The 22,531-nt window shown below is 71.3% G+C and carries 18 protein-coding genes; 6 read left to right on the plus strand and 12 right to left on the minus strand.

What is annotated here, in order from left to right:
* Nucleotides 1-135 precede the first annotated feature (135 nt).
* The gene (acnA, locus tag ACFWY5_RS13150) at nt 136-2,850 is read right to left on the minus strand and encodes an aconitate hydratase AcnA (protein WP_379631911.1); all 2,715 of its coding nucleotides are present in this window, start codon (nt 2,848-2,850) and stop codon (nt 136-138) included.
* A 154-nt stretch (nt 2,851-3,004) separates the two neighbouring features.
* Nucleotides 3,005-3,733 (minus strand): metal-dependent hydrolase, encoded by a 729-nt coding sequence (locus ACFWY5_RS13155; protein WP_379613907.1) that lies wholly within the window; start codon nt 3,731-3,733, stop codon nt 3,005-3,007.
* Between the two features lie 226 nt (nt 3,734-3,959).
* Between ACFWY5_RS13155 and ACFWY5_RS13160 the strand changes: the two genes are divergently transcribed.
* Nucleotides 3,960-5,897 carry a ricin-type beta-trefoil lectin domain protein gene (locus ACFWY5_RS13160; protein WP_379631913.1) on the plus strand — a complete coding sequence of 646 codons (1,938 nt, stop codon included), beginning with the start codon at nt 3,960-3,962 and terminating at the stop codon, nt 5,895-5,897.
* Between the two features lie 94 nt (nt 5,898-5,991).
* Here ACFWY5_RS13160 and ACFWY5_RS13165 read toward each other — a convergent pair whose 3' ends face one another.
* Nucleotides 5,992-7,245 (minus strand): MFS transporter, encoded by a 1,254-nt coding sequence (locus tag ACFWY5_RS13165; RefSeq protein WP_379631915.1) that lies wholly within the window; start codon nt 7,243-7,245, stop codon nt 5,992-5,994.
* Nucleotides 7,246-7,297: 52 nt separating this feature from the next.
* On the opposite strand from ACFWY5_RS13165, the gene ACFWY5_RS13170 reads away from it, so the two are divergent.
* From ACFWY5_RS13170 to ACFWY5_RS13180, 3 genes are all read left to right on the plus strand, one after another.
* Complete coding sequence (locus tag ACFWY5_RS13170; RefSeq protein WP_379613913.1) at nt 7,298-7,819, plus strand: CGNR zinc finger domain-containing protein; 522 nt, start codon at nt 7,298-7,300, stop codon at nt 7,817-7,819.
* Nucleotides 7,820-7,886: 67 nt separating this feature from the next.
* The gene (locus tag ACFWY5_RS13175) at nt 7,887-8,618 is read left to right on the plus strand and encodes a PadR family transcriptional regulator (protein ID WP_379613915.1); all 732 of its coding nucleotides are present in this window, start codon (nt 7,887-7,889) and stop codon (nt 8,616-8,618) included.
* A gap of 5 nt (nt 8,619-8,623) precedes the next feature.
* The gene (locus tag ACFWY5_RS13180) at nt 8,624-9,148 is read left to right on the plus strand and encodes a DUF1707 domain-containing protein (protein ID WP_379613917.1); all 525 of its coding nucleotides are present in this window, start codon (nt 8,624-8,626) and stop codon (nt 9,146-9,148) included.
* Here the strand turns inward: ACFWY5_RS13180 and mug are convergent.
* Together mug and ACFWY5_RS13190 are read right to left on the minus strand one after the other, a co-directional pair.
* Nucleotides 9,140-9,664: a G/U mismatch-specific DNA glycosylase gene (mug, locus tag ACFWY5_RS13185; protein WP_379613919.1), complete on the minus strand. Its 525-nt coding sequence runs from the start codon at nt 9,662-9,664 to the stop codon at nt 9,140-9,142. The two genes, ACFWY5_RS13180 and mug, sit on opposite strands and share 9 nt — an antisense overlap.
* A 10-nt stretch (nt 9,665-9,674) precedes the next feature.
* Entirely contained in the window at nt 9,675-11,075 is a 1,401-nt protein-coding gene (locus ACFWY5_RS13190; RefSeq protein WP_379613921.1) for a sugar porter family MFS transporter, read from the minus strand.
* Between the two features lie 162 nt (nt 11,076-11,237).
* On the opposite strand from ACFWY5_RS13190, the gene ACFWY5_RS13195 reads away from it, so the two are divergent.
* The gene (locus ACFWY5_RS13195) at nt 11,238-12,464 is read left to right on the plus strand and encodes an MFS transporter (RefSeq protein ID WP_379613923.1); all 1,227 of its coding nucleotides are present in this window, start codon (nt 11,238-11,240) and stop codon (nt 12,462-12,464) included.
* 69 nt (nt 12,465-12,533) lie between these two features.
* Here the strand turns inward: ACFWY5_RS13195 and ACFWY5_RS13200 are convergent, their stop codons facing one another.
* From ACFWY5_RS13200 to ACFWY5_RS13230, 7 genes are all read right to left on the minus strand, one after another.
* Nucleotides 12,534-12,986, minus strand: coding sequence for a GNAT family N-acetyltransferase (locus ACFWY5_RS13200; RefSeq protein WP_379631917.1), 453 nt, complete (start codon nt 12,984-12,986; stop codon nt 12,534-12,536).
* A 32-nt stretch (nt 12,987-13,018) separates the two neighbouring features.
* Entirely contained in the window at nt 13,019-14,158 is a 1,140-nt protein-coding gene (locus ACFWY5_RS13205; RefSeq protein WP_379631918.1) for a sensor histidine kinase, read from the minus strand.
* Complete coding sequence (locus tag ACFWY5_RS13210; RefSeq protein WP_379631920.1) at nt 14,155-14,820, minus strand: response regulator; 666 nt, start codon at nt 14,818-14,820, stop codon at nt 14,155-14,157. Before ACFWY5_RS13210 ends, ACFWY5_RS13205 begins: the two co-directional genes overlap by 4 nt.
* Nucleotides 14,820-16,394, minus strand: coding sequence for a carboxylesterase/lipase family protein (locus ACFWY5_RS13215; RefSeq protein ID WP_379631922.1), 1,575 nt, complete (start codon nt 16,392-16,394; stop codon nt 14,820-14,822). The genes ACFWY5_RS13210 and ACFWY5_RS13215 overlap by 1 nt, the downstream gene beginning before the upstream one ends.
* Nucleotides 16,395-16,491: 97 nt before the next feature.
* The gene (locus ACFWY5_RS13220) at nt 16,492-18,963 is read right to left on the minus strand and encodes a polynucleotide kinase-phosphatase (RefSeq protein WP_379631924.1); all 2,472 of its coding nucleotides are present in this window, start codon (nt 18,961-18,963) and stop codon (nt 16,492-16,494) included.
* Nucleotides 18,956-20,443, minus strand: coding sequence for a 3' terminal RNA ribose 2'-O-methyltransferase Hen1 (locus tag ACFWY5_RS13225; RefSeq protein ID WP_379631926.1), 1,488 nt, complete (start codon nt 20,441-20,443; stop codon nt 18,956-18,958). Before ACFWY5_RS13225 ends, ACFWY5_RS13220 begins: the two co-directional genes overlap by 8 nt.
* A gap of 65 nt (nt 20,444-20,508) precedes the next feature.
* Nucleotides 20,509-21,423, minus strand: a complete 915-nt coding sequence (locus ACFWY5_RS13230; protein ID WP_379609737.1) for an LLM class F420-dependent oxidoreductase — start codon at nt 21,421-21,423, stop codon at nt 20,509-20,511.
* A gap of 90 nt (nt 21,424-21,513) precedes the next feature.
* On the opposite strand from ACFWY5_RS13230, the gene ACFWY5_RS13235 reads away from it, so the two are divergent.
* Nucleotides 21,514-22,530, plus strand: a complete 1,017-nt coding sequence (locus tag ACFWY5_RS13235; protein ID WP_379631928.1) for a hypothetical protein — start codon at nt 21,514-21,516, stop codon at nt 22,528-22,530.
* Nucleotide 22,531: the final 1 nt, after the last annotated feature.

Raw genomic sequence — 22,531 nt, forward strand, 5'->3', positions numbered from 1 at the left:
GCTTAGCGGGGGCTCCCCCGGCGCCGGGCCCGCCTCCGGCGCCCCGGGGGCGGGGGCGCGGTCCGGGGTGTGGTGCCGGCGGGCCGACCCCCTGCCCCCCCCCCCGCCGCGCGGGGGGGGGCCTTCTCGTGCGGGCTACTTGGCCAGCAGCGAGCGGAGCACGTACTGCATGATGCCGCCGTGCCGGTAGTAGTCGGCCTCGCCGGGGGTGTCGATGCGGACGACCGCGTCGAACTCGACGTCGCCGGCCTTCACGTGCACGGTCGGCGGGATGCCGCCGTCGTTGAGCGCCACGACGCCGGTGATCTCGAAGGTCTCCTCGCCGGTGAGCCCCAGGGACGCGGCCGAGGCGCCCTCCGGGTACTGCAGCGGCAGGACGCCCATGCCGATCAGGTTCGAGCGGTGGATGCGCTCGTAGGACTCGGCGATGACGGCGCGGACGCCGAGCAGCGCGGTGCCCTTGGCCGCCCAGTCACGCGAGGAGCCGGAGCCGTACTCCTTGCCCGCGAGGACGACCAGCGGCGTGCCGCTTGCGGCGTAGTTGACGGAGGCGTCGTAGATGAACGACACCGGCGCGCCGGCCTGGGTGAAGTCGCGGGTGTAGCCGCCCTCGGTGCCGGGGGCGATCTGGTTGCGCAGGCGGATGTTGGCGAACGTGCCGCGGATCATGACCTCGTGGTTGCCGCGGCGCGAGCCGTAGGAGTTGAAGTCCTTGACCGCGACGCCGTGCTCGTCGAGGTACTGCGCGGCCGGGGTGCCGACCTTGATCGCGCCGGCGGGCGAGATGTGGTCGGTGGTGACCGAGTCGCCCACCTTGACCAGCACGCGGGCGCCGGAGATGTCGGTGACCGGCTCCGGCTTGACCGGCATGCCCTCGAAGTAGGGGGCCTTGCGGACGTAGGTGGAGTCCGGGTCCCACTCGAAGGTGTTGCCGGTGGGGATCGGCAGCGAGCGCCACGTGTCGTCGCCCTTGAAGACGTCGGCGTAGTCGCGCTCGAACATCTCGCGGCCGATCGAGGAGTTGACGACGTCCGCGACCTCCTCGGGCGAGGGCCAGATGTCCTTGAGGAAGACCGGCTCACCGTCGTTGCCGACGCCGAGCGGCTCGGTGTCGAGGTCGAGGTCCATCGTGCCCGCGAGCGCGTAGGCGACCACCAGCGGCGGCGAGGCCAGGTAGTTCATCTTCACGTCGGGGTTGATGCGGCCCTCGAAGTTGCGGTTGCCGGACAGCACCGCGGTGACGGCCAGGTCGTTGTCCTGGACCGCCTGGGAGATCTCGGGGATCAGCGGGCCCGAGTTGCCGATGCAGGTGGTGCAGCCGTAGCCGACCAGGTTGAAACCGATCTTGTCGAGGTACGGCTGCAGCCCCGACCGCTCGAAGTACCCGGTGACGACCTGCGACCCCGGAGCCAGCGAGGTCTTGACCCACGGCTTGCGGGTCAGGCCCTTGTCGACCGCGTTGCGGGCCAGCAGCGCGGCGCCCAGCATCACGTAAGGGTTGGAGGTGTTGGTGCAGCTGGTGATCGCGGCGATGGTGACGATGCCGTGGTCGATCTCGAACGTGGTGCCGTCGGCCAGCGTCACCGGGCACGGCTTGTGCGGCCGGCCGTTCGCGCTCTGCGCGGGCGGGTCGGAGGCCGGGAAGCTCTCCTGGCCCGCCTCGTCGTCGGCGACGAAGTTGGCGACGTCGTGGCGCCAGGTGTCCTTGGCGGCCGACAGGGCGATGCGGTCCTGCGGGCGCTTCGGCCCGGCGATCGACGGGACGACCGTGGCCAGGTCGAGCTCGATGTACTCGGAGAACTCGGGCTCGGCGCCGTCCGGGTCGAGCCAGAGGCCCTGGGCCTTGGCGTAGGCCTCGACGAGCGCGATCTGCTCCTCGGAGCGGCCGGTGAGGCGCAGGTAGTTGGTGGTCTGGCCGTCGATCGGGAAGATGGCGCAGGTGGAGCCGAACTCGGGGCTCATGTTGCCGATCGTGGCCCGGTCGGCCAGCGGCACGGAGGAGACGCCTTCGCCGTAGAACTCGACGAACTTGCCGACCACGCCGTGCTTGCGCAGGATCTCGGTGATCGTCAGCACCAGGTCGGTCGCGGTGGCGCCGGCGGGGAGCTTGCCGCTGAGCTTGAAGCCCACGACGCGCGGGATCAGCATGGAGATCGGCTGGCCGAGCATCGCGGCCTCGGCCTCGATGCCGCCGACGCCCCAGCCGAGGACGCCGATGCCGTTCTCCATCGTGGTGTGGGAGTCGGTGCCCACGCAGGTGTCCGGGTAGGCCTTGCCGTCGCGCGTCATCACCACGCGGGCCAGGTGCTCGATGTTGACCTGGTGCACGATGCCGGTGCCGGGCGGGACGACCTTGAACTCGTCGAAGGCCGTCTGGCCCCAGCGCAGGAACTGGTAGCGCTCGCGGTTGCGCTCGTACTCGCGCTCGACGTTGCGCTGGAAGGCGTCGGGGTGACCGAAGAAGTCGACGATGACGGAGTGGTCGATGACCATCTCGGCCGGGGCCAGCGGGTTGATCTTCGTCGCGTCGCCGCCGAGCTCGCGTACGGCCTCGCGCATCGTGGCCAGGTCGACGACGCAGGGCACGCCGGTGAAGTCCTGCATGATCACGCGGGCGGGCGTGAACTGGATCTCGACGCTCGGCGCGGCCTTCGGGTCCCATCCGCCCACGGCGCGGATGTGGTCGGCGGTGATGTTGGCGCCGTCCTCGGTGCGGAGGAGGTTCTCCAGCAGGATCTTCAGGCTGTACGGCAGGCGCGCCGAGCCCTCGACGGCGTCCAGCCGGAAAATCTCATACGACGCGTCGCCGACGCGTAGCGTGTCACGGCTGCCGAAGCTGTTCGCGGACACGGTGAATCGCCTCCTCGGTGGACCAAATACTCAGTCAAATCCTGCCGCACCCGGGGACCGGACAAGACGTTAGGTAACCCTAACCCGCAGGTTGCAGCGGATATCTCGACATCAAGATATCCCTAAAGTATCTCGACATCAAGTTAAACCGCGCTCACAGGGGCGCGAGCCGCCAGAACAGCAGCCCGACGATCGCCACCGACAACACCGGCGCCAGGATCTTCTGCTCGAACTTCTTGCCCGTCTTGATCCCGATCTTCCACGGCAGCACCCACCGGGCAGCCAGCGGCCACAGCACCGGGCACCCCCTCTCGGTCATGCAGTCGCCCACGACGTGGACGAAGCACCCGATCCCCACCGCCAGCCCCAGCCACGCGTAACCGACCCCGAGCGACATGAACACGACGAACAACCCCGCGGTCAGGCCGATGTTCACCATCGCCGAGCCGGTCTTGTTGCCGGGAATGCCGATGCCGATGGCTCGCAGGGCCAGGCCGATCAGCAGGACGACCATGATGTCGCGCCCGATCGGGTACGTGTTCGCCAGCCAGTGCGCCCCGAACCCCACCGCCACCGCGAACGCCAGCGAGTGCGTCATCCCCCGGTGCCCGCCGCTGATCCAGGCGACCACCTTCGACAACGCCCACGTCACCGGCCCGAACGTCTGGGCGATGGTCGCGCTCGGATGGTCGAGGTCGGGCAGCATCGCCGCCCCCGCGCACACCAGCGCCCCGGCGATGAGCTCGGACGGCGTCAGCGCGCTGGCCATGATCCCGGTCTCGATGAACCGGCTCGACTCGTTCAGCAACGGCAGCGCCGCGAACGCCGGCGCCAGTCCCAGCCACGCGATCGCTCCGGTCATCGCGTGCGAATGCCCCATCATGCGAAGATCACAAAGAGTTACTGTAATGCAAAATCCCGCCCTGGCGGAGGTATCCCCAAGGCCACTGGCGCTCCAGAAAGTCCGCCAGAACCGGCGAAACCGCCCCGCCCCACCCACTCCGGCTCGAAGCACTGAGCATCGACCAATTCACATGAGCCCTGTTCACATTTCCGAAATCTTGGGGTTACTTGTGAGTATCACTCACGACTGCCGGAGGTACCCCCCAATGCGCTTACCCCTGGCCCTGCTGGCGGCACTGACCGTGCTCGTCACACCGGCCCATGCCCAGGCAAGCACCGCCAACCCCCTCCCGCCCCACCTGGAGACCATCCGCAAGGCCGAGGCGATCAAGCTCTACGGCGACGACGCCATCCGCCCGCTGCCCCAGCGCAAGACCTCCCTCGCCGCACTCGGCGACAGCGAGATCTCCGGTGAGGGCGCCGTAGACCGCTCCCTCTACGAGCCCGGCACCGACGGCCCCGACAACTGGTGCCACCGCTCCACCAAGGCGGCGGTGCACGTCACGCAGATCCCCGCCGACGTCACCTACAACCTGTCCTGCTCCGGCGGCGCGACCAACGACATCACCATCGGCGGCACCCACCAGTACGAGGAGCTCAACCAGGGCGAGAACCTGTCGATCAAGGCCCGCAACACCCGGATCAAGATGATCACCGTGGTGGCCGGCGCCAACGACGGCGGCGGGCCCGAGTTCGGCCCCACGATGACCGACTGCGTCACGCGCCGGATCCTCTTCCAGGGCAACTGCTGGCCGAACCAGGACCCGACCTGGCAGCAGCGCGTCGACTTCATCGTCCCGCGCGTGGCCAAGGCGCTGACCGACGTCAAGCAGATCATGGCCGAGGCCGGGTACGCCCCCGGCGACTACCAGCTCGTCGCCATGTCCTACCCGGGCCCGGCCAGCCCCGACGTCGAGGACAACCCGAACTTCCCCGGCTGGTACAACGGCGGCTGCCTCGGCTACCTGTCCGACCTGGCCTTCGCCCGCAACAAGGCGGTCCCGATCTTCGAGCAGGGCATCCGCGCCGCCGCCCAGCAGGCCGGCGCGCGCTACCTGGACGCCAGCCGCCTCTTCCACGGCACCGAGCCCTGCCAGGACACCACCTGGGTGACCGGCCTGCACGCGGTCAACGGCGACTTCTTCAACCCGAACGCGGTCCGCCAGTCGTTCCACCCGAACACCTCCGGGCACGCGGCGTTCGGCGCCTGCCTGACCCAGTTCTTCAACGCCGGCACCAACGCGGCCACCTGCATGAACCCGGCCGGCTCGCTGAGCCCGCGGCTGTACGCGGGACTGCCGGAGTTCAAGCAGCTCAGGCATGCGGCGACCGGTACCTGCGTGGACGTGGAGGGCAATTCCTCGCGCAACGGCCGCAAGCTGCTCAACTGGCCGTGCGAGGCCACCAGGAACCAGGCGTTCTGGTACGACCCGTCCACCCAGGCCGTCCACTCCCAGCTCTCGCAGGACCGGTGCGCCGACATCAACGGCGGCAACCTGGTGGCCGGCACCGCCGTACAGGTGTGGAACTGCAACGCGAGCCCGGCGCAGCGCTGGACCTTCGACGGCGCGCGCCTGCACGCGGCCGGAGCGCCGTCGCTGTGCGCCACCTTCCCGGGTACGGCCCGCGCCCTCGGCGACGGAATGGTCCTGGCTCCGTGCGACGGCGGCGACCAGCGCCAGGTGTTCACCTGGGAGGCCAAGACCGCGGTCGTCTACCAGCAGCTGAAACTGTCGGGCAAGTGCCTGGACGTGCCGGGAACCAAGCCGGCGAGTGGCGCGAACCTGCTGCTCTACTCCTGCGACGGCAGGGCCGACCAGTTCTGGGGGTTCAACACGGTCTCCGGGCAGCTGCACAACCTGGCCGACCCCGGCCTGTGCGCCGACGTCGAGGGCGGCACGGTGGACCAGGGCCGGCCGGTGCAGGTGGCGAACTGCTCGGCGGCGATCGGCCAGTACTCGGCCTCGATGCGCTGGAACCTGTCCGGCGGGGGCTATGCCTCCCGCAAGGACCCGTCATGGCTGATCGGCGCGGCGGGCTCGGCCGACAACACGCCGGTGACCTTGCAGAGGACGGGATCCTGGACCCCGGGTGAGAGCCGCAGGCCCGACCCGTGGAAGTTCATGACCGTCGACATCTACTGAAAACCCACTGAAACTTACGGAAAACGCAGACGAGGTCGTTTCCAGCGGCGACAGCACCCCCCAGCCCTGCCGACGCGGAACGACCTCGTCTGCTCTAGATAACGGCCGTCTTTCCCATGCTGTTCCCGGATTCCGCAACTTTTTCGTGATCTGTCTCACTCTCGGCCAGTGCGGCCGAGGTGACCTCCCGGAAGAAGGGCACCACGATCACCAGAGCGAACGCGGCGAACACCGCGAAGGCCACCCGGACCCCGGCGAACTGGGCGACGAGCCCGGCCACGAGGGAGGCGACCGGCATCGCCCCGTAACCCAGCATGCGCCCGGCCGCGGTGTAGCGGCCGAGCAGCCGGTCCGGCACGACGCGCTGCGCGATCGTGCGGGAGTTGACCGTCCACAGCGTGCCGCCCATGCCGCCCACGAAGGCGGTGACGCCCACCGCCCACGCCACGGGCAGCACGGCCGGGACGAGCAGCATGAGGAACGTCCCGGCCAGGTCGGCGAACAGGGCCCAGCGCACGCCCAGCAACCGGTTGATCAGCGCGACCGTCAGGGCCCCGGCCAGGCCGCCGAGGCCGATGGCGCTGATGAGCAGGCCGTATCCGGCCGCGTCCAGCCGGAGCTCCTGGATCGCGTAGATCGGCAGCAGCGCCAGCCAGGCCGCCCAGCTCGCGCCGAGCACGGTGACGGCCAGGTTGAGCGTGCGCAGGAGCCGGTGGTTCCACAGGAAGGCGAGCCCCTCGCCGATCTCGCCGCGGACCGACGTCCGGCCGGACGCGGGCGCCGCCGCGGCGCGGAAGCGGCCCACGAGCAGCGCGAGCAGGACGGCGCCCAGCGCGAAGCCGGCTCCCGCCGAGCCGAGCGCCACCGACAGGCCGATCCCGACCAGCAGGCCGCCGACCGCGGGACCGGCGAACTCGTTCATCAGCGTCTCGGCCCCGGCGATCCAGGCGTTGGCGCGGGTGAGCCGCCTTGCCGGTACGGCCGCGGGGACCAGGGCGCCGATCGCCGCGCTGGCGACCACCTCGGCGACGCCCAGCGTGAGACCGGTGGCGTACAGGAGGGGAATGGACAGCCAGCCGGCCAGCGCGGCGGCGAGCAGGACCCCGACGGCGCCGAGGCGGACCAGGTTGGCCACGACGGCCAGCCGCCGCCGGTCGCCGCGGTCGGCGAGGACGCCCGCGTGCAGCGAGACCAGCAGCCACGGCAGGGTCAGCGTCACGCCCACACCGGTGATCAGCGCCGGTGAGGAGGTCAGCCCCACCGCGGCCATCGGCAGGGCGATCCGGCCGATGCCGTCGGCCAGGTTCGTGACCGCGGTGAACCCGACCAGGGCGCCTTCGTTTCTCATTCCAACCACCTATCGCATTAGAAGGTTAGATCTTAACCGTCTAGGTGATTAGATGGAAGGCATGATGGAACCGTCTTCCGCGACCCTTCTCATCGAGGCGTTCGCGAACACGATCGACGTCGAAGAGGGCACCGATCTGCTGTCCGAGCCAGGCGGGCTGCGGAGCTGGCTGGCCGCCCACGGCCTGCCCGGCAGCGTGGACGAGCGCGCCTTCCAGCAGGCCAGGCTGCTGCGGGCGGGACTCAGGGAACGGCTGCTCGCCAACAACGGCGAGGAGCCGGACGAGCGGGCCATCGCCAAGGCCGAGGAGGTACTCGACTACCTGCCGGTGACGGTGAGCCTTCGCGCCGAGGCGCCGCTGCGAGCGGAGGGACCGCTGGCGGCCATCGCCGCCGCCTGGGCGAACACCGCCGCGACCGGCGAATGGCAGCGGCTGAAGAGGTGCCCGAACCACGCCTGCGCCTGGGTTTTCTGGGACGGGACGCGCAGCCGTACCCGGAAATGGTGCTCGATGCGGGTGTGCGGAAACCGGGCGAAGGTGCGCGCGCACGCGGAACGGCAGCGGACGACGTAGGCTTGTCATCGACCGGTTGTCGATATATCTTTGAAGCATCGACAGCATTCGACGATAGGAGCACGACATGTCTTCCGCACAAGCGTCAGGTGGCCCTTGGCCCGACGCACACGAGATCAAGCGCGCCGCCCGTGAGGCGATCAGGAACATCTCCGAGGCCTTCGAGCAGGGCGCCGAGCACCACCACCGTCATCGGGGCGGCGGTCCGCACGAGCACCGAGGCCGCGGCAGGCGCGGCGGTCCCGGCCCGTTCGGCTTCGGTCCCGGCGGCCCCTGGGGCCAGGGCGGTCCCTTCAGCGGGGGCCGCGGCGGCTGGGGCGGCTGGGGCGGCCGGCCCCGCAAGGCCAAGCGCGGCGACGTCCGTTCCGCCATCCTCGCCCTTCTGGCCGAGGAGCCCCGCAACGGCTACCAGATCATCCAGGAGATCGCCGAGCGCAGCGAGGGCGGCTGGAAGCCCAGCCCCGGCGCCGTCTACCCGGCGCTCCAGCAGCTCACGGACGAGGGCCTGGTCGTCGCCGACGAGAGCGAGGGCCGCAAGACCTTCCGCCTCACCGACGCCGGCCGCGCCTACATCGAGGAGCACGCCGACGAGGTACGCGCCCCGTGGGACGAGATGCGCCCCGACATTGACGACAACACCGCAGATTTGTGGGATATCGCCCGCCAATCCGCCTTCGCCATGATGCAGGTATTGCAGACTGGCAGTGAGGCGCAGATCCGCGAGGCCCGCAAGGTGCTCACGGAGACGCGCCGCAAGCTCTACCAGATCCTGGCAGACGGCGACCCTGGCGAGGAGTGACCTGAGTGGACGCGCACGACCTCCGGATCGGCGATGCCGAGCGTGAGCGGACGATGGCTTCCCTGCGCGAGCACTTCGCGCAGGGCCGCCTGAACCATGAGGAGCTCGACGAGCGACTCGACCGCACGCTGGCCGCCCGCACCGCACGCGACCTGACCGCGATCACCGCGGACCTCCCCTCCTCGGAGTACGGCTACGCGCCACCCGCTCCGGTCAAGGAGGGAGCCTGGGACGACCGGCACGCCTACCACGACATGATGCGCGCCCACCGTGACCAACTGCGCGAGGCGCGTCACCAGATGCACGACGCGCACCGGCAGTGGCATGACATGCGCCACAAGATGCGGCACCAGGGCCGCACCCACCACCATCACGGACCGGGGCCGATGGTGCCGTTCCTGGTGGTGTTCGGGATCGTCGCCATGATCGTGGGCGGCTTCGGGGCACTGAAGTTCGTGCTGCTCTTCGCGATCGGCGCGATGATCTTCAGTTCCATCCGCCGCGCGGCCATCCGCCGGTCCCTACGCTGACGCGCCGGGCTCCCCGCCCGGCGCCAGCGACTCCCTCAGCCTGCGCAGCTCGGCCGCGATCGCGTCGAGGGTCCAGTGCGCGTTCAGCCCGCTCGGGTTGGGCAGCACCCACACGGGCGTGTCCGCGATCTTCCGCTCCTGCGCCCCCATCGTCGCCTTGGGTACGGCGAAGGCCGTGCGAAAGGCCGACACCCCGAGCACGGCCAGAGTTCTGGGCCGGTGCTCGCTCAGCAGCGCCGCCAGCCGTACACCCCCCTGCGCGAGCTCGGCCCGCGACAGCTCTGCGGCCTTCGCGCTCGCTCTGGGCACGATGTTGGTGATCCCCAGCCCGTAGGAAGGCAGCAGGTGCTGCTCGGCCGGCGCCAGCAGGCGCGGCGTGAACCCCGACAGGTGCAGCGCGGGCCAGAACCGGTTGCCCGGCCGGGCGAAGTGATGCCCGGTGGCCTCCGACATGAGCCCGGGGTTGATGCCGCAGAAGAGCACGTCGAGATGGGGGCCGAGCACGTCGTCGATCACAGCGGCGAGATTAGCCCATGTCTTCGAGCTTGCGGCCCTTGGTCTCCTTGACCCACTTGGTGACGAAGAGGAAGGACAGGACGGCGAACGCGGCGTACATCGCGTAGGTGAACGGCAGGTTCCACTCCGACAGCGCCGGGAACGAGACCGTGATCAGCCAGTTCGCGATCCACTGGGCCGCGGCGGCGACGCCGAGGGCGGCGGCGCGGATCCGGTTCGGGAACATCTCCCCCAGCAGCACCCAGACCACCACGCCCCAGGACAGGGCGAAGAACAGCACGAACACGTTGGCGGCGACCAGCGCGATCGTGCCCTGCGGGTTCGGCAGCGTGACCGCGCCGCCGACCGTCTGGGCCGCGCTGAACGCCCACGCCGCCGTGCCCAGCGAGATCGCCATGCCCGCCGAGCCGATCAGCAGCAGCGGCCGGCGGCCGATCCGGTCGACCAGCGAGATGGCGATGAACGTGCCGATGATGTTGATGACCGAGCTGGAGAAGCTGATCAGCAGCGAGTTGCTCTGGTCGATGCCGACCGACTGCCAGAGCACCGACGAGTAGTAGAAGATCACGTTGATGCCGACGAACTGCTGGAACACCGACAGGATGATGCCGATCCAGACGATCGGCAACAGGCCGAGCGCCCGGCCGCGCAGGTCCTTCATCGTCGGGCGGGCCTCGGTCTTCAGCGAGTGCTGGATCTCGGCCACGCGGGCGTCCAGGTCGATGTCCGGGCCCTCGACCTCGGCCAGCACCTTCCGCGCCACCGTCGAACGTCCGGCCGCGATCAGGTAGCGCGGCGACTCGGGGATGGTGGAGGCGAACAACAGGTACAGCAGCGCCGGCACCACACACGCGCCCAGCATCCACTGCCACGCCTGCAGGCCCCACAGCGGGTTGTTCACGTCGCCGCCGGCCACCCGCGCCAGCACGTAGTTGACCAGCTGCGACACCGCGATGCCGAGCACGATCGCCAGTTGCTGGAACGACCCGAGCCGCCCCCGGTAGGCGGGCGGCGCCACCTCCGCGATGTACGTCGGCCCGAGCACCGAGGCCATGCCGATCGCCACGCCGGCCAGCACCCGCCAGAACGCCAGGTCCCAGATCGCGAACGGCAGCATCTGGCCGATGGAGCTGATCGCGAACAGCGCCGCGGCGACCTGCATGGTGCGGGTCCTGCCCCACCGGTCGGCCAGCCCGCCGCCGACCCACGCGCCGATGGCGGAGCCGAGCAGCGCGATCGCCACCACGAAGCCGGTCTCGACCGAGCCGACCTGGAAGTGCTTCTGGATGCCGGTGACGGCGCCGTTGATGACGGAGCTGTCGTAGCCGAACAGGAAGCCGCCGATGGCGGCCGCGGCCGTGATGAAGACGACGTGCCCCAGGTTCTCCTGCTGCGACTGCGGTGTGGCCATGTTTCCGGACGTACCCGGAGATTGATCAATAAACGGCTCCACTTAGGCAAAGAGAGGGAGCTGCGGCATTTTGGTGGCGCGGACCCCTCGGGGATTTGGCCCAATAAGAAAGAGGAAAAGCGGCGCTTATGCCGGGCTAAGTCTGGCGATTAACGTACCTGCATGTCACGGATCGTCCCGCCCGCCGGGCCTGCCCGGACCCTCGCGCTGGCACAGCTCACCAACTCCCTCGGCGACGGCGCCTTCTACGCCACCTCCGCGCTGTTCTTCACCCGGGTCGTCGGGCTCTCGGCCGCGCAGGTCGGCGTGGCGCTGACCGTGGCGTGGGCGTGCGGCATGCTGGCCGGGGTACCGCTGGGACACGTGGCCGACCGGTGGGGACCGCGGCGTACCGCCGTCGTGCTCGCGGTGGCGACCGCGCTGGCCCTCAGCGCGTTCCTGGTGGTGCGCGCCTACCCGCTGTTCATCCTCGTGGCCTGCCTGTACGCCTGCTGCCAGGGCGGACTGACTTCAGCCAGGCAGGCGCTGCTGGCTGGCCTGGTGCCCCCGGAGGAGCGCACCGCCGTCCGCGCCCACCTGCAGTCGACGCTGAACGCCGGGCTCGCGGTGGGCGCCGGAATCGGCGGGCTGGCGCTCTCCTTCGACACCGCGCCCGCCTACCTGGCCGTCTTCGCCCTGGACGCCGTCGCCTTCCTGCTGGCCGCACTCATGCTGCGCCGCCTGCCGGAGGTGCCCCCGGTCCCCGCCGCTCCGGCCGGGACCCGCGCGCCACGCCTGGCCGTCCTGCGCGACCGCCCGTACGCGCTGATCACCTTCCTCAACGCGATCATGTACCTGAACATGCCGCTGCTCAGCCTCGGCCTCCCCCTCTGGATCGTCGAACGCACCGACGCCCCCAAACCCGTCGCCGCCGCGCTGCTCGTGGTCAACATGCTCTCGGTGGTGATCTTCCAGGTACGGGTGGCCCGCCAGGTGACCGACCTCCCCAGCGCCGCCAGGGTAGGTGGCCGATCCGGCTGGGTCTTCCTGGCCGCCTGCCTGGTATACGCGGTGTCCGGCGCCAGCATCGGCCCGTGGGCGGCAGTGGCGGTGCTGGTGAGCGCCGCCCTGATCCAGGTGTTCGGCGAGATGATGCAGGGCGCCGCCGCCTGGGAACTCGGCTTCGCCCTGGCCCCGGCCGACAAGCAGGGCCAGTACCAGGGCTTCTTCGGCATGGGCCCGCAGATCGCCCGCATGCTGGGACCGGTGCTCATGACCACGCTGCTGATCGGCTGGGGCACGGCGGGCTGGCTCGTCCTGGGCGTCTTGTTCCTGACCGCCGGCCTGGCCCTGGGCCCCGCCATCCGCCACGCCCAGCGCACCCGCCAACCCCTCCCCGCCCACCCCTGACCCCACCGTGAGGGTCAACCTCCCGGGTCCAGAGGTCCCGGAGGGTTCGGGAGTCTCGAAGTCCAGGGGTCAGTCGAGGATGAGCATGAAGTGTTCCTCGCCGTCGTGGACGATCGTGCCCGCGTGCCGGAAGCCGAGCTTCTCCAGCAACCGCACCGAACCGGTGTTGGCCTTGTGCGGGTCGGCGTGCAGCGGGCGGGCCTTCTCCTCCTGGAGGTAGAGGGTCAGCGCCCGGGTGCCGACGCCCTTGCCCCAGTGTTCGCGGCCCAGCCAGTAGCCGAGAAAGCGGCGGCTCTCCTCGGTCCAGGACACGATGTTGCCCGCCGTCACGCCGTCCACGGTGACGGTCCTGACCAGCACGTCGGGGTCGCCGAGGATGTTGGCCCGCCAGTGGTTCATGAACCGCTCGCGCGGGCGGGAGGGAAAGTTGGCCCGCGCGCTGGCCTCCTCGTCGTGCTCCTGCTCGAAGAACACCTCAAGGTCGGCCTGCTCCACGGCCCGCAGCCGCACATCTACGCTCATGCCGCGGGAGTCTGGCACCCGCCACCGACATTTCACGGACGCTGGTCGGTGGGGATCGTGGCGGTCACCACGAATCCGCCCTGACCGTCGCCCTCGGCCGCGAACTCCCCGCCCAGCAGCGACACCCTGCGGCGCAGCCCGGTCAGCCCCATCCCGGAACCGGCCGCGGCCAGTTCGGGCGCGGGGGAGGACAGGGGCGCCTGGTTGCGGACCTCGACCTCCACCCGGTCGGCGAAGTAGGCGAGCGAGACCGTCACCGCGCCGCCGGGCGCGTGCTTGCGGGCGTTGGTCAGCGACTCCTGAACCACCCGGTACGCCGCCCGTGCCACCACCGCGGGCACCGCCGACGCGTCACCCGAGACCGCGAGCGTGACCCCCTCGCCCGAGGCCAGCTCCGCCAGGTCGCCCCCGGTGTCGTGGTCGGGCGGCCGGCCGCCCACGCTTTTGCCCGGCAGTTCGTCACCGGCGACCACCTGCATCAGCTCGCGCAGTTCGTTGAGCGTGCGCGCCCCGGCCCGGCGGATCTGGTCGGCCGCGGTGCGGGCGGACTCCTCGCGGGCGGTGACGCGCAGCGCCTCGGCGTTCAGCACGATCTCGGTGACGTGGTGGGTGACGATGTCGTGCATCTCGGCGGCCAGCCGCCGCCGCTCGGCGACCTCGGCGCGTTCGGCCAGCAGGCGGCGTTCGGCGTCGGCCAGTTCGGCCCGCCGCCGCAGCGAGCCGATCAGCTCGTAGCGGGTCTTCAGCCAGAGCGCCACGACGGCGGGCAGCGCCGTGGCCGACAGGGCGAAGTACAGCGCGGTCCAGGCCGGCGCCCAGATCGGGATCGCCAGCAGGGCCAGCGCGGCGGCGAAGGCGAACGCCTGGCGCCACGGCAGCAGGTACACCAGGAACGACACCACGAGCGGCGCCGCCAGCGGAGCGGACGCCTGCGTGGTTCCCGCGCTCAGGGCCAGCGCCGCCATGGCGGCCAGGGTGAGCGCGCCGACGGTACGCGGGAGCCGTACCACGCCGAGAAGACAGACGTCGACCACGAGGTTCACGACCAGCTCCGCGACCTGACCGCCGCCCGCGAACAGGAAGACCTGCGTGATCGCGCACACGACGGCCGCGCCCCACGAGGCCAGAACCACGGTACGGCGGTCGCCCGCGGTGAGGTCGGGCCTGGTCACGGCGGGTCACCCGGCAGCAGCCCCGCCCGGTGGGCCAGCAGCGCGGCCTGGGTGCGGTGGGTGAGGCCGAGCTTGGTCAGCAGCCGCGAGACGTAGCTCTTCACGGTCGTCTCCGACAGGAACAGCCGTTGCGCGATCTCCGGGTTCGTGAGCCCTTCGCCCAGGCAGACGAGCACCTCGCGGTCGCGCTCGGCCAGTTCCTCGACCCTGGCGCGAGCGCTCTCGCCGCGCGCGGACTGTGTCACCAGGCGGCGCGCGGCGATCGGCGACATGACCACGTGCCCGCCGGCGGCGACTCTGATGAGGTTGAGCAGGTCCTCGGCAGGCGTGGTCTTGACCAGGTATCCGCTCGCCCCGGCGGCCAGCGCGGCGCGCACGTGGGTGTCGGAGTCGAAGGTGGTCAGCGCGATCACGGTGGGCGGGTCGGCCAGCGCGGCGATCTCCCCGGTGGCCGTGACGCCGTCGACGCCGGGCATCCGCAGGTCCATGAGCACCACGTCGGGCCGCCCCCGCAGGACCTCCTCGACCGCCTCCGCCCCGTCGCGCGCCTCCCCCACGACCTCGATCTCTGGGCTGGAGCCGAGGATGGTCCGCAGGTGGCCGCGTACCATCGGGTCGTCGTCGACGAGCAGCACCCTGATCATGCCTGCCGAGTCTGTCATCACCCCAGTGTCTCTCTCCAGAACAATGTCCCGCTCCAGAACCCGCACTGGTGCGCCCGGTCCAGGTCGACGGGTCCGACGCCGCCCTGCTCGGCCGGTTTGAGGCTGACGGCGCGCGCGCCGGTGAAGGCGGGCCAGCCGCTCGGCCGGCCGGTGCGGGCGAAGGAGGTCCAGGCGTCGATCATCTGGTCGGCCAGGCGCCACTGCCCGGCGGTGAGGTCGTCCCAGGGCTGCCCGCCCAGGTCGAACAGGTACGGCAGCTCACTGGCATGCTGCGCGCCCGGCGGGAAGCCGGCCGGCACCCGCCCGATGTTGGGCGCCTTCTCGTCGGCGAACTCGTAGGCGTAGACCCGGGTGTGCTCGGCCATCTCCCGGTCCGCCCAGAGCGTCGGGCAGGCCCAGGCCCGGTCACTGGCCACGGTGGCCCAGGCCAGGGCCGGGCTCCGGTAGGCCGACAGCGGGTACTTCCTCATCGCGGCCTCGGCGTGCGTGCCGAAGGCGCCCTTCATGAGCCGCGGGTAGTTCTCCGCCGTCACAGGGAATCCGGCCTGGGCGGCGCCGGATACGAAGCCGTTGCCCTCGTCCCTGGTGCCGCCGGACAGCACCGGGATCTTCAGGAACCTGCCCTGACGCAGCGCCCCTGCGGGTTCGCGGGGCAGCAGCGGCGTGCCGTACGCGAGACTGCTGGAGAAGCTCTCGTTGACCGGCATCAGCGCATCGGCGGGCTTGGCCCGCAGGCACTCCAGTTCGCGGCCCGCCGGGCAGCCCAGTTTCTTCGCCGCCTCAAGGCCCGTGGCGTGGTTGGCCTTCAGCGGGACATAGGGCGTGAAGGACGGCATGCCGGGGATCGGCAGGTAGGTGCCGCTGACCCACTCCAGCATGCAGGAGCCGGACTGGATGATCGCCCGGTCGGCCAGCCCGCGCATGGCCGGGGAGGTGAGCAGGGCGCAGGTGCTCATCCCGCCGGCCGACTCCCCGAACACCGTCACGTTGCCCGCGTCGCCGCCGAAGGCCGCGGCGTTGCGCTTGGTCCAGCGCAGCGCCTCCAGCTGGTCGGCCAGGCCGAAGGTGCCGGAGCCGGACAGGCCGGGCAGGCCGAGGTAACCGAACGCGCCGAGCCGGTAGTTGACCGTCACCACCATGACGCCGCCCTTGGCGGCCAGGCGGCGGGCGTCGTAGGCGGCGCCGGAGCCGGTGGTGAAGCCGCCCCCGTGGAGCCACACCATCACCGGCAGCCGCTTGCCCGTGCGCTTGGCCGGGACGGTGACGTTGACGAACAGGCAGTCCTCCGCGCCGACCCGCTTGCCCGCCTCCGCCTGGGTGCACTGCTCGCCCGGCTTGGTGGCGTCGGCCACGCCCGTCCACGGCTCGGGCCTGACGGGTTCCTTCCAGCGCAGCGGGCCGACGGGGGCACGCGCGTACCGGATGCCGCTGAAGGTGGTGACCGCGGCTTCGGTCTGGCCGCGGATCCGGCCGGAGTCCAGTCCGACCACGGTGGTGGTCTCGGGGGCCGCGGCGTGCGCGGCCCCCGAGACGAGGAGCAGGCAGAGCCCCGCGAGCAGGGACGATCTCATGACGACTTCCTTCCGAACGCCGTTGGGACCGCCACCGTACGATCGGCGCCACGGCCCCCGGCACCCGCGGAAGTTGCGACCCGGCGACCGGAAGTTGTCAGAGGCGCGGGTCCACGGGCTCGGTCTCCATCGCCAGCACGGCGAAGACGGGCTCGTGCACGCGCCACATCGCCTCGCCCTCGGCCAGCCGCGACAGCGCCTCAAGCCCCAGCGCGTGCTCGCGCAGGGCCAGCGACCTCTTCTTGCCGAGGAAGCGCCGGCGCAGCACCTCCAGCGCCTCGGTGTAGTCGGGGCCGTAGATGATGCGCAGGTACTCCCGCCCGCGCACCTTGACGCCGGGCTGCACCCGTCCTGGCGTGTACGCGGCGGGCTTGACCACCATGCCCTCGCCCCCGGCCGCCGTCAGCGACTCCCACCAGGCCGTCGCCGCAGCCCGCGAGTCGTCCGAGTCGAGCGACACGAACACGTGCCTGGTCGGCGTGATCAGCTCGGAGTCCAGGCGGCCCAGCGCGGACAGGTGCCACGCGTGCGGCTCCAGCGCGGTGTTGCGGCCGCTCTGCCCGTCCCCGCAGGCCAGGATCTGGAACGGCGCCAGCCGTACCCCCTCCAGGCCGTCCACGGGCCAGCAGTAGCGCGCATAAGCCTCGCGGAAGCGGGCGGCGTTGTCCTGGCGGCGCCGGGTGCGGTCCAGCAGACCGCTCACATCCAGGCCGCGCCCGGCCGCCGCCTCCAGGACCGAGGTGGCCATGGGCAGCGCCGTGCGCGCCGCCGCGCCGACGGAGGCGTACTGCGACCTGATCAGCTCGCCCGCCTTCGCCGACCACGGCAGCAGCTCGCAGTCGAGCACCACCCAGTCGGCGCCGAGCTCGTCCCACAGCGGCGCCACGGCCGCGCGCAGCCGCTCCACCAGCGGCGCGGTGTCGTCGAAGAAGCGCCGCCCGGTGCGCGTGAAGATCTCCCCCGCGCTGCCGTCAGTCACGCCGAAGCGCGCCGCCGCGGCCTCGGGCGTCCTCGCCAGTACGGCCACCGCCCGCGAGCCCATGTGCTTCTCCTCGCACACCACCTCGGTGACCCCGGCGGCGGCGAACTCCTCGAACGCCTGCGCCGGGTGCTCCAGGTAACCGTCGAGCTGGGAGGTCTCCGGCGGCGCCATGGTCGGCGGCAGGTAGACCAGCCAGCGCGGGTCCACCGCGAAGCGGCTCATGACCTCCAGCGCCGCTGCGGCGTTGGTGTCGAACACCTTGACCCGCGGGCCGAAGCGCGTCTCGACGTAACGGGTGCCCTGGACGTCGTTGATGTCGAGCTGGCCCGGGTCGCGGGTGTAGCCGCCGAGCGGCTTGACCGGGGCGTACCAGACCTGCTCGGCGGGCACGGAGACGAGCTCGCGCGAGGGGTAGCGCAGCGCGGTCAGCTCGCCGCCGAACACGGCGCCGGTGTCGAGGCAGATCGTGTTGTTGACCCACTCCGGCTTGACGGTCGGGGTGTGGCCGTAGACGACCATGGCCCGGCCCCGGTACTCCTCGGCCCACGGGTAGCGCACGGGCAGGCCGTACTCGTCGGTCTCGCCCGTGGTGTCGCCGTAGAGCGCGAACGCGCGCACGCGCCCGGAGGCGCGCATGTGGTAGGCCTCCTTGAGGCCGGCGTGCGCCACGACGAGCTTGCCGTCGTCGAGGACGTAGTGGCTGAGCAGGCCGTCCATGAACGTCCGCGCCCGCTCGACGAAGGCCGGGTCGCTCGCGGCGAGCTGGTCGAGCGACTCCTGCAGGCCGTGCGCGACGCGGACCTTGCGGCCGTTCATCGCGCGGACGAGCTTCTGCTCGTGGTTGCCCGCGACGCAGATGGCGGTGCCCGCCTCGACCATGTCCATGACGATGCGCAGCACGCCGGGCGTGTCGGGGCCGCGGTCGACCAGGTCGCCGACGAAGACCGCGGTGCGGCCCTCCGGGTGGTGCGTACCCTGCCAGCCGAGCTCGGCCAGCAGCCGCTCCAGCTCCGCGCGGCAGCCGTGCACGTCGCCGATGATGTCGAACGGCCCGCGCAGGTGCCGCAGGTCGCTCCACGCCTTCTCGTAGGTGACCTGCGCGTTCTCGATCTCGTCGAGGCCGCGCAGCACGTGGACCTTCCTGAAGCCGTCCTTGTTGATCTTGCCGAGGGAGCGGCGCAGGTCCTTGCGCTGCCGGATGACGACGCCGGGGCCGAAGTCGCGGTCGGGCCGCGTCTCGTTGCGCGCGATCGCCACCTCCTCGGGTACGTCGAGGACGACGGCGTCGGCCAGCACGTCATGCCGCCTGGCCAGCTCGATGAGGCTCTTGCGGGCCTGGTACTGCACGTTGGTGGCGTCGACCACGGTGAACAGGCCGCGGCTGAGCCGTACGCCCACGATGTGGTGGAGCAGGTCGAAGGCGGCGGGGGTGGAGCTCTGGTCGTTCTCGTCGTCGGAGACCAGGCCGCGGCAGAAGTCGGAGGAGATGATCTGCGTCCGCTTGAAGTGCTTGGCGGCGAACGTCGACTTCCCGCTGCCCGAGACCCCCACCAGCACCACGAGAGACAGCTCGGGAACGCTAACCACGAGTGAAAACCCCCATCTGAGTCGAGGGCCCCAGCTCGGGGTCCTCCTCGCCGACCGGCCTGATGCCGACGGTGTAGCCGAACCGCTCGCACACGCTCGCGCACCAGGCGGCGAACTCCGCCCGCGTCCACTCGAAGCGGTGGTCGCGGTGGCGCAGCCCGTCCAGGAACTCGTAGCGCACGTTGTACTCGACGTTCGGCGTGGTCACGAGCACGTGCTGCGGCTTGGCCGCGCCGAACACCACCCGCTCGAGCGCGGCGAGCCTGGGCGGGTCGACGTGCTCGACGACCTCCATGAGCACCGCGGCGTCGTAGCCCGCGAAGCGCTTGTCGGTGTAGGTCAGCGCACCCTGGAACAGAGTGAGCCTGGCCCGCTTGCTGTCGGACATGCGCTCCAGGCGCAGCTTGCGGGCCGCGATGGCCAGCGCCAGCGGCGAGACGTCCGTGCCGGCGACACGGGCGAACCGCGGCCTGGCCAGCAGCGCGCCGACCAGCTCGCCCTGGCCGCAGCCGAGGTCGATCACGCTGGTGGCGCCCAGCTCCTCCAGGGCCGCCAGGACCGCCTCACGGCGCAGCACGTTGAGCGGCCGCGCCTTCGCCTTCCCCGGCTCGCCGGACTCCGCCCGCGTCTCCTGTGTCTCCGGCGTCTCGGCCAGGGCCTCTTCGGTCTCGGCCGCCACCGCCTCGTCCGCTGCGGTCTCGTCCGGCGCGGCCTCCTCCGACACCGCGGGCTCCAGTTGCTCCTCGGTCTCGTCGCCGAGCTCGGCCAGCCGGGCCAGCGCCGAGCGGGCCAGCGTCCAGCGCCGCCCCAGGTACCGGCGGGCGATCACGCCGCGCAGCGGGTGCTCGCGCAGCCATCCCTCACCGGCCCGCAGCAGCTTGTCCACCTCGTCGGGCGCGACCCAGTAGTGCTTGGCGTCGTCGAGCACCGGCAGCAGCACGTACAGCTGGTTGAGCGCGTCGGCCAGCCGCAGCGTCCCGCGCAGCGTCAACCGCACGTACCGCGAGTCGCCCCACTCGGGAAACCCCTCGTCCAGCGGTACGGCCTGCGCCTCCACCGCCCACCCGAGCGGCTCGAACACCCCGCGGGCCAGATCCGCCCCACCCCTGCAGACCAGCGCGATCTCCAGCGGCAGCGGCGTCCCCGGCAGCTCGGGCCGTGCCTTGCACCGCCCGGCCCGCGCCGTCCTGAACACGTCCGCCAGCGCCACCGCCATCAGCGACGAGGCGGCGTACGGCCGGTCGTTGACGTACTGCGACAGGCTGAAGTCGGGCGAGCTCTTGCCGCTCGACCTGACCAGCGCCACCGGGTCCACTTCCAGCAGCAGGGCCACGGTGCATCGTCGCTCGTCCGCTTCTGGATAGAAGACCGTCGCCGTTCCCGTCGATTGACGGAACTCCTGCACCCGGTCGGGGTGCTTGTGCAGCAGGAAGCCCAGGTCAGTGGCCGGCTCGGCGGTGGTCGAGATCGTCAGTAGCACTCCGGAAGTCTGACTTATCCGGTACGGGCGGCGCCAATCAAAATCGCCGCCCGCCCGCGGCTGCTTCACACGTGGGGCAGGATCTCGGCGGCGATCAGCTCCAGGTGGTCGAGGTCGGTCAGGTCCATGACCTGCAGGTACACGCGCTCGGCGCCCACCTTGGAGAACTGCTCCAGCTTGCCCAGCACCTCGGCCGGCGTCCCCGCCAGGCCGTTGGCCCGCAGTTGGGCCAGGTCGGTGCCGATCGCCCCGGCCCGGCGCTCCAGCCCGGCCTGGTCGGCGGCCACGCAGACGGTCTGGGCCACCGACATGCGCACCGTGCGACCGGCCGCGTCGGCGGCCTGCCGTACCGTGTCGAAGTGGGTGCCGCTCTCGTCCACGGTGCGGAAGGGCACGTTGAACTCGTCGGCGTACTTCGCCGCGAGGCGGGGCGTGCGCTTGGCGCCGAAGCCGCCGATGATGATCGGCGGGTGCGGGCGCTGCGCCGGCTTGGGCAGCGCGGGCGAGTCCTTGAGCTGGTAGTGGGCGCCGTCGAAGGAGTAGGGGCCCTCGGCGCTCCACAGGCCGGTGACGATGCGCAGCTGCTCCTCGAACCGGTCGAAACGCTCCCCGACCGGCGGGAACGGGATGCCGTAGGAGGTGTGCTCGTTCTCGTACCAGCCGGTGCCGAAGCCGAGCTCGACCCGGCCGCCGCTCATCTGGTCGACCTGGGCGACGCTGATCGCCAGCGGGCCAGGCAGGCGGAAGGTCGCGGGCGAGACCAGGGTGCCGAGCCGGATGCGGGAGGTCTCCCTGGCCAGCCCCGCCAGGGTGATCCAGGCGTCGGTGGAGCCGCTGCCCGGATCACCCTGGCCGATGCGCTGATAGTGGTCGGAACGGAAGAACGCGTCGAACCCCAGCCGCTCGGTGGCCCGCGCGACGGCCAGCAGCTCGTCGTAGGAGGCGCCTTCCTGCGGTTCGGTGAAGATCCTCAACTTCATAGGCCCATTAAATCCGGAGAACGGCCCCGCGCCCGCGTGTAGCCTTGCTAGTTTCACTTTCGGTAGCCGCCCAGCCACGAAGGGTCGCTTATGCCGAACAGCCGGCGCAACAGAGAGCCGGGCACTCCCCCGCGCTCCATCGTGATGGCGGCGGCCCTGGCTCTGGCCGCCGCCACCGGCGTGGCCGTATGGCTGCTCCCGGCCCAGGCCACCCCCGAGACCCCGGTGGCCGCCCCCGTCAAGCCCCCGCCGCCGACGGTCACCGCCACCCCGCGGCCTTTAGCCGCCGAGGGGCCCAGCGCGTTCCTGGCGTTCGTCGACACCGCCCGCACGCCCGAGTTCGACCTGCCCGACCACAGCCGCCGCACCGGCGTGCGCTGGTACGCGCTCGGCCACGTGGTCTCCGGCGGCGACGGCTGCGTGCCCAAATGGGGCGGCAAGCTCGACCCCGGCAGCAACCCGGTCGCCAACCGCATCGGCAAGCTGCGCGCCGGCGGCGCCGACGCCGGCCTGTCCTTCGGCGGCCCCGCGGGCAGGGAACTGGCCGACGCCTGCGACGGCACCACCTCGCTGACCGCCGCCTACCGCCGGGTGGTGAGCGCGTTCGACGCCCGCTTCGCCGACTTCGAGATCCGCGACAGCGCCAACGCCGACGTGGTGCTGCGCCGGGCCAGAGCGCTGCGCGCGCTGCAGCAGGAGCGGCCGCTGCATCTCACCTTCACCTTCCCGCTGGGGCCCGGCGGGCTGTCAGAACGCGACGCGGCACTGCTCAAGCTCACCCACGACGCCGGTGCCCGGATCTCCACGGTGAACCTGCTGGCCGCCATCGAGCCCCGTGACGCGCCCGAGGGCCGGATGCGGCGGGTGGCGGAAGCCGTACGGGCGGCTCATGGGCAGGTCACGCGGACGCTGGGGATCACCGACCCCGCCCAGGCGTGGCGAAGCCTCGCGCTCACCTCGGTCCTGCGCGGCCCCGGCGACCTCGGCGAGATCGACGCGCGCAAGCTGACGACGTTCGCCGCCCGCTACGAGCTGGCCTGGCTGTCGCTGCGCGGAGCCGCCCCACCGCAGGCCGTGTCCCGAATCCTCTGGCGCACCCGTGCGTGAA

It is taken from the genome of Nonomuraea sp. NPDC059007 (genome assembly GCF_042740555.1).
Lineage (GTDB): Bacteria > Actinomycetota > Actinomycetes > Streptosporangiales > Streptosporangiaceae > Nonomuraea.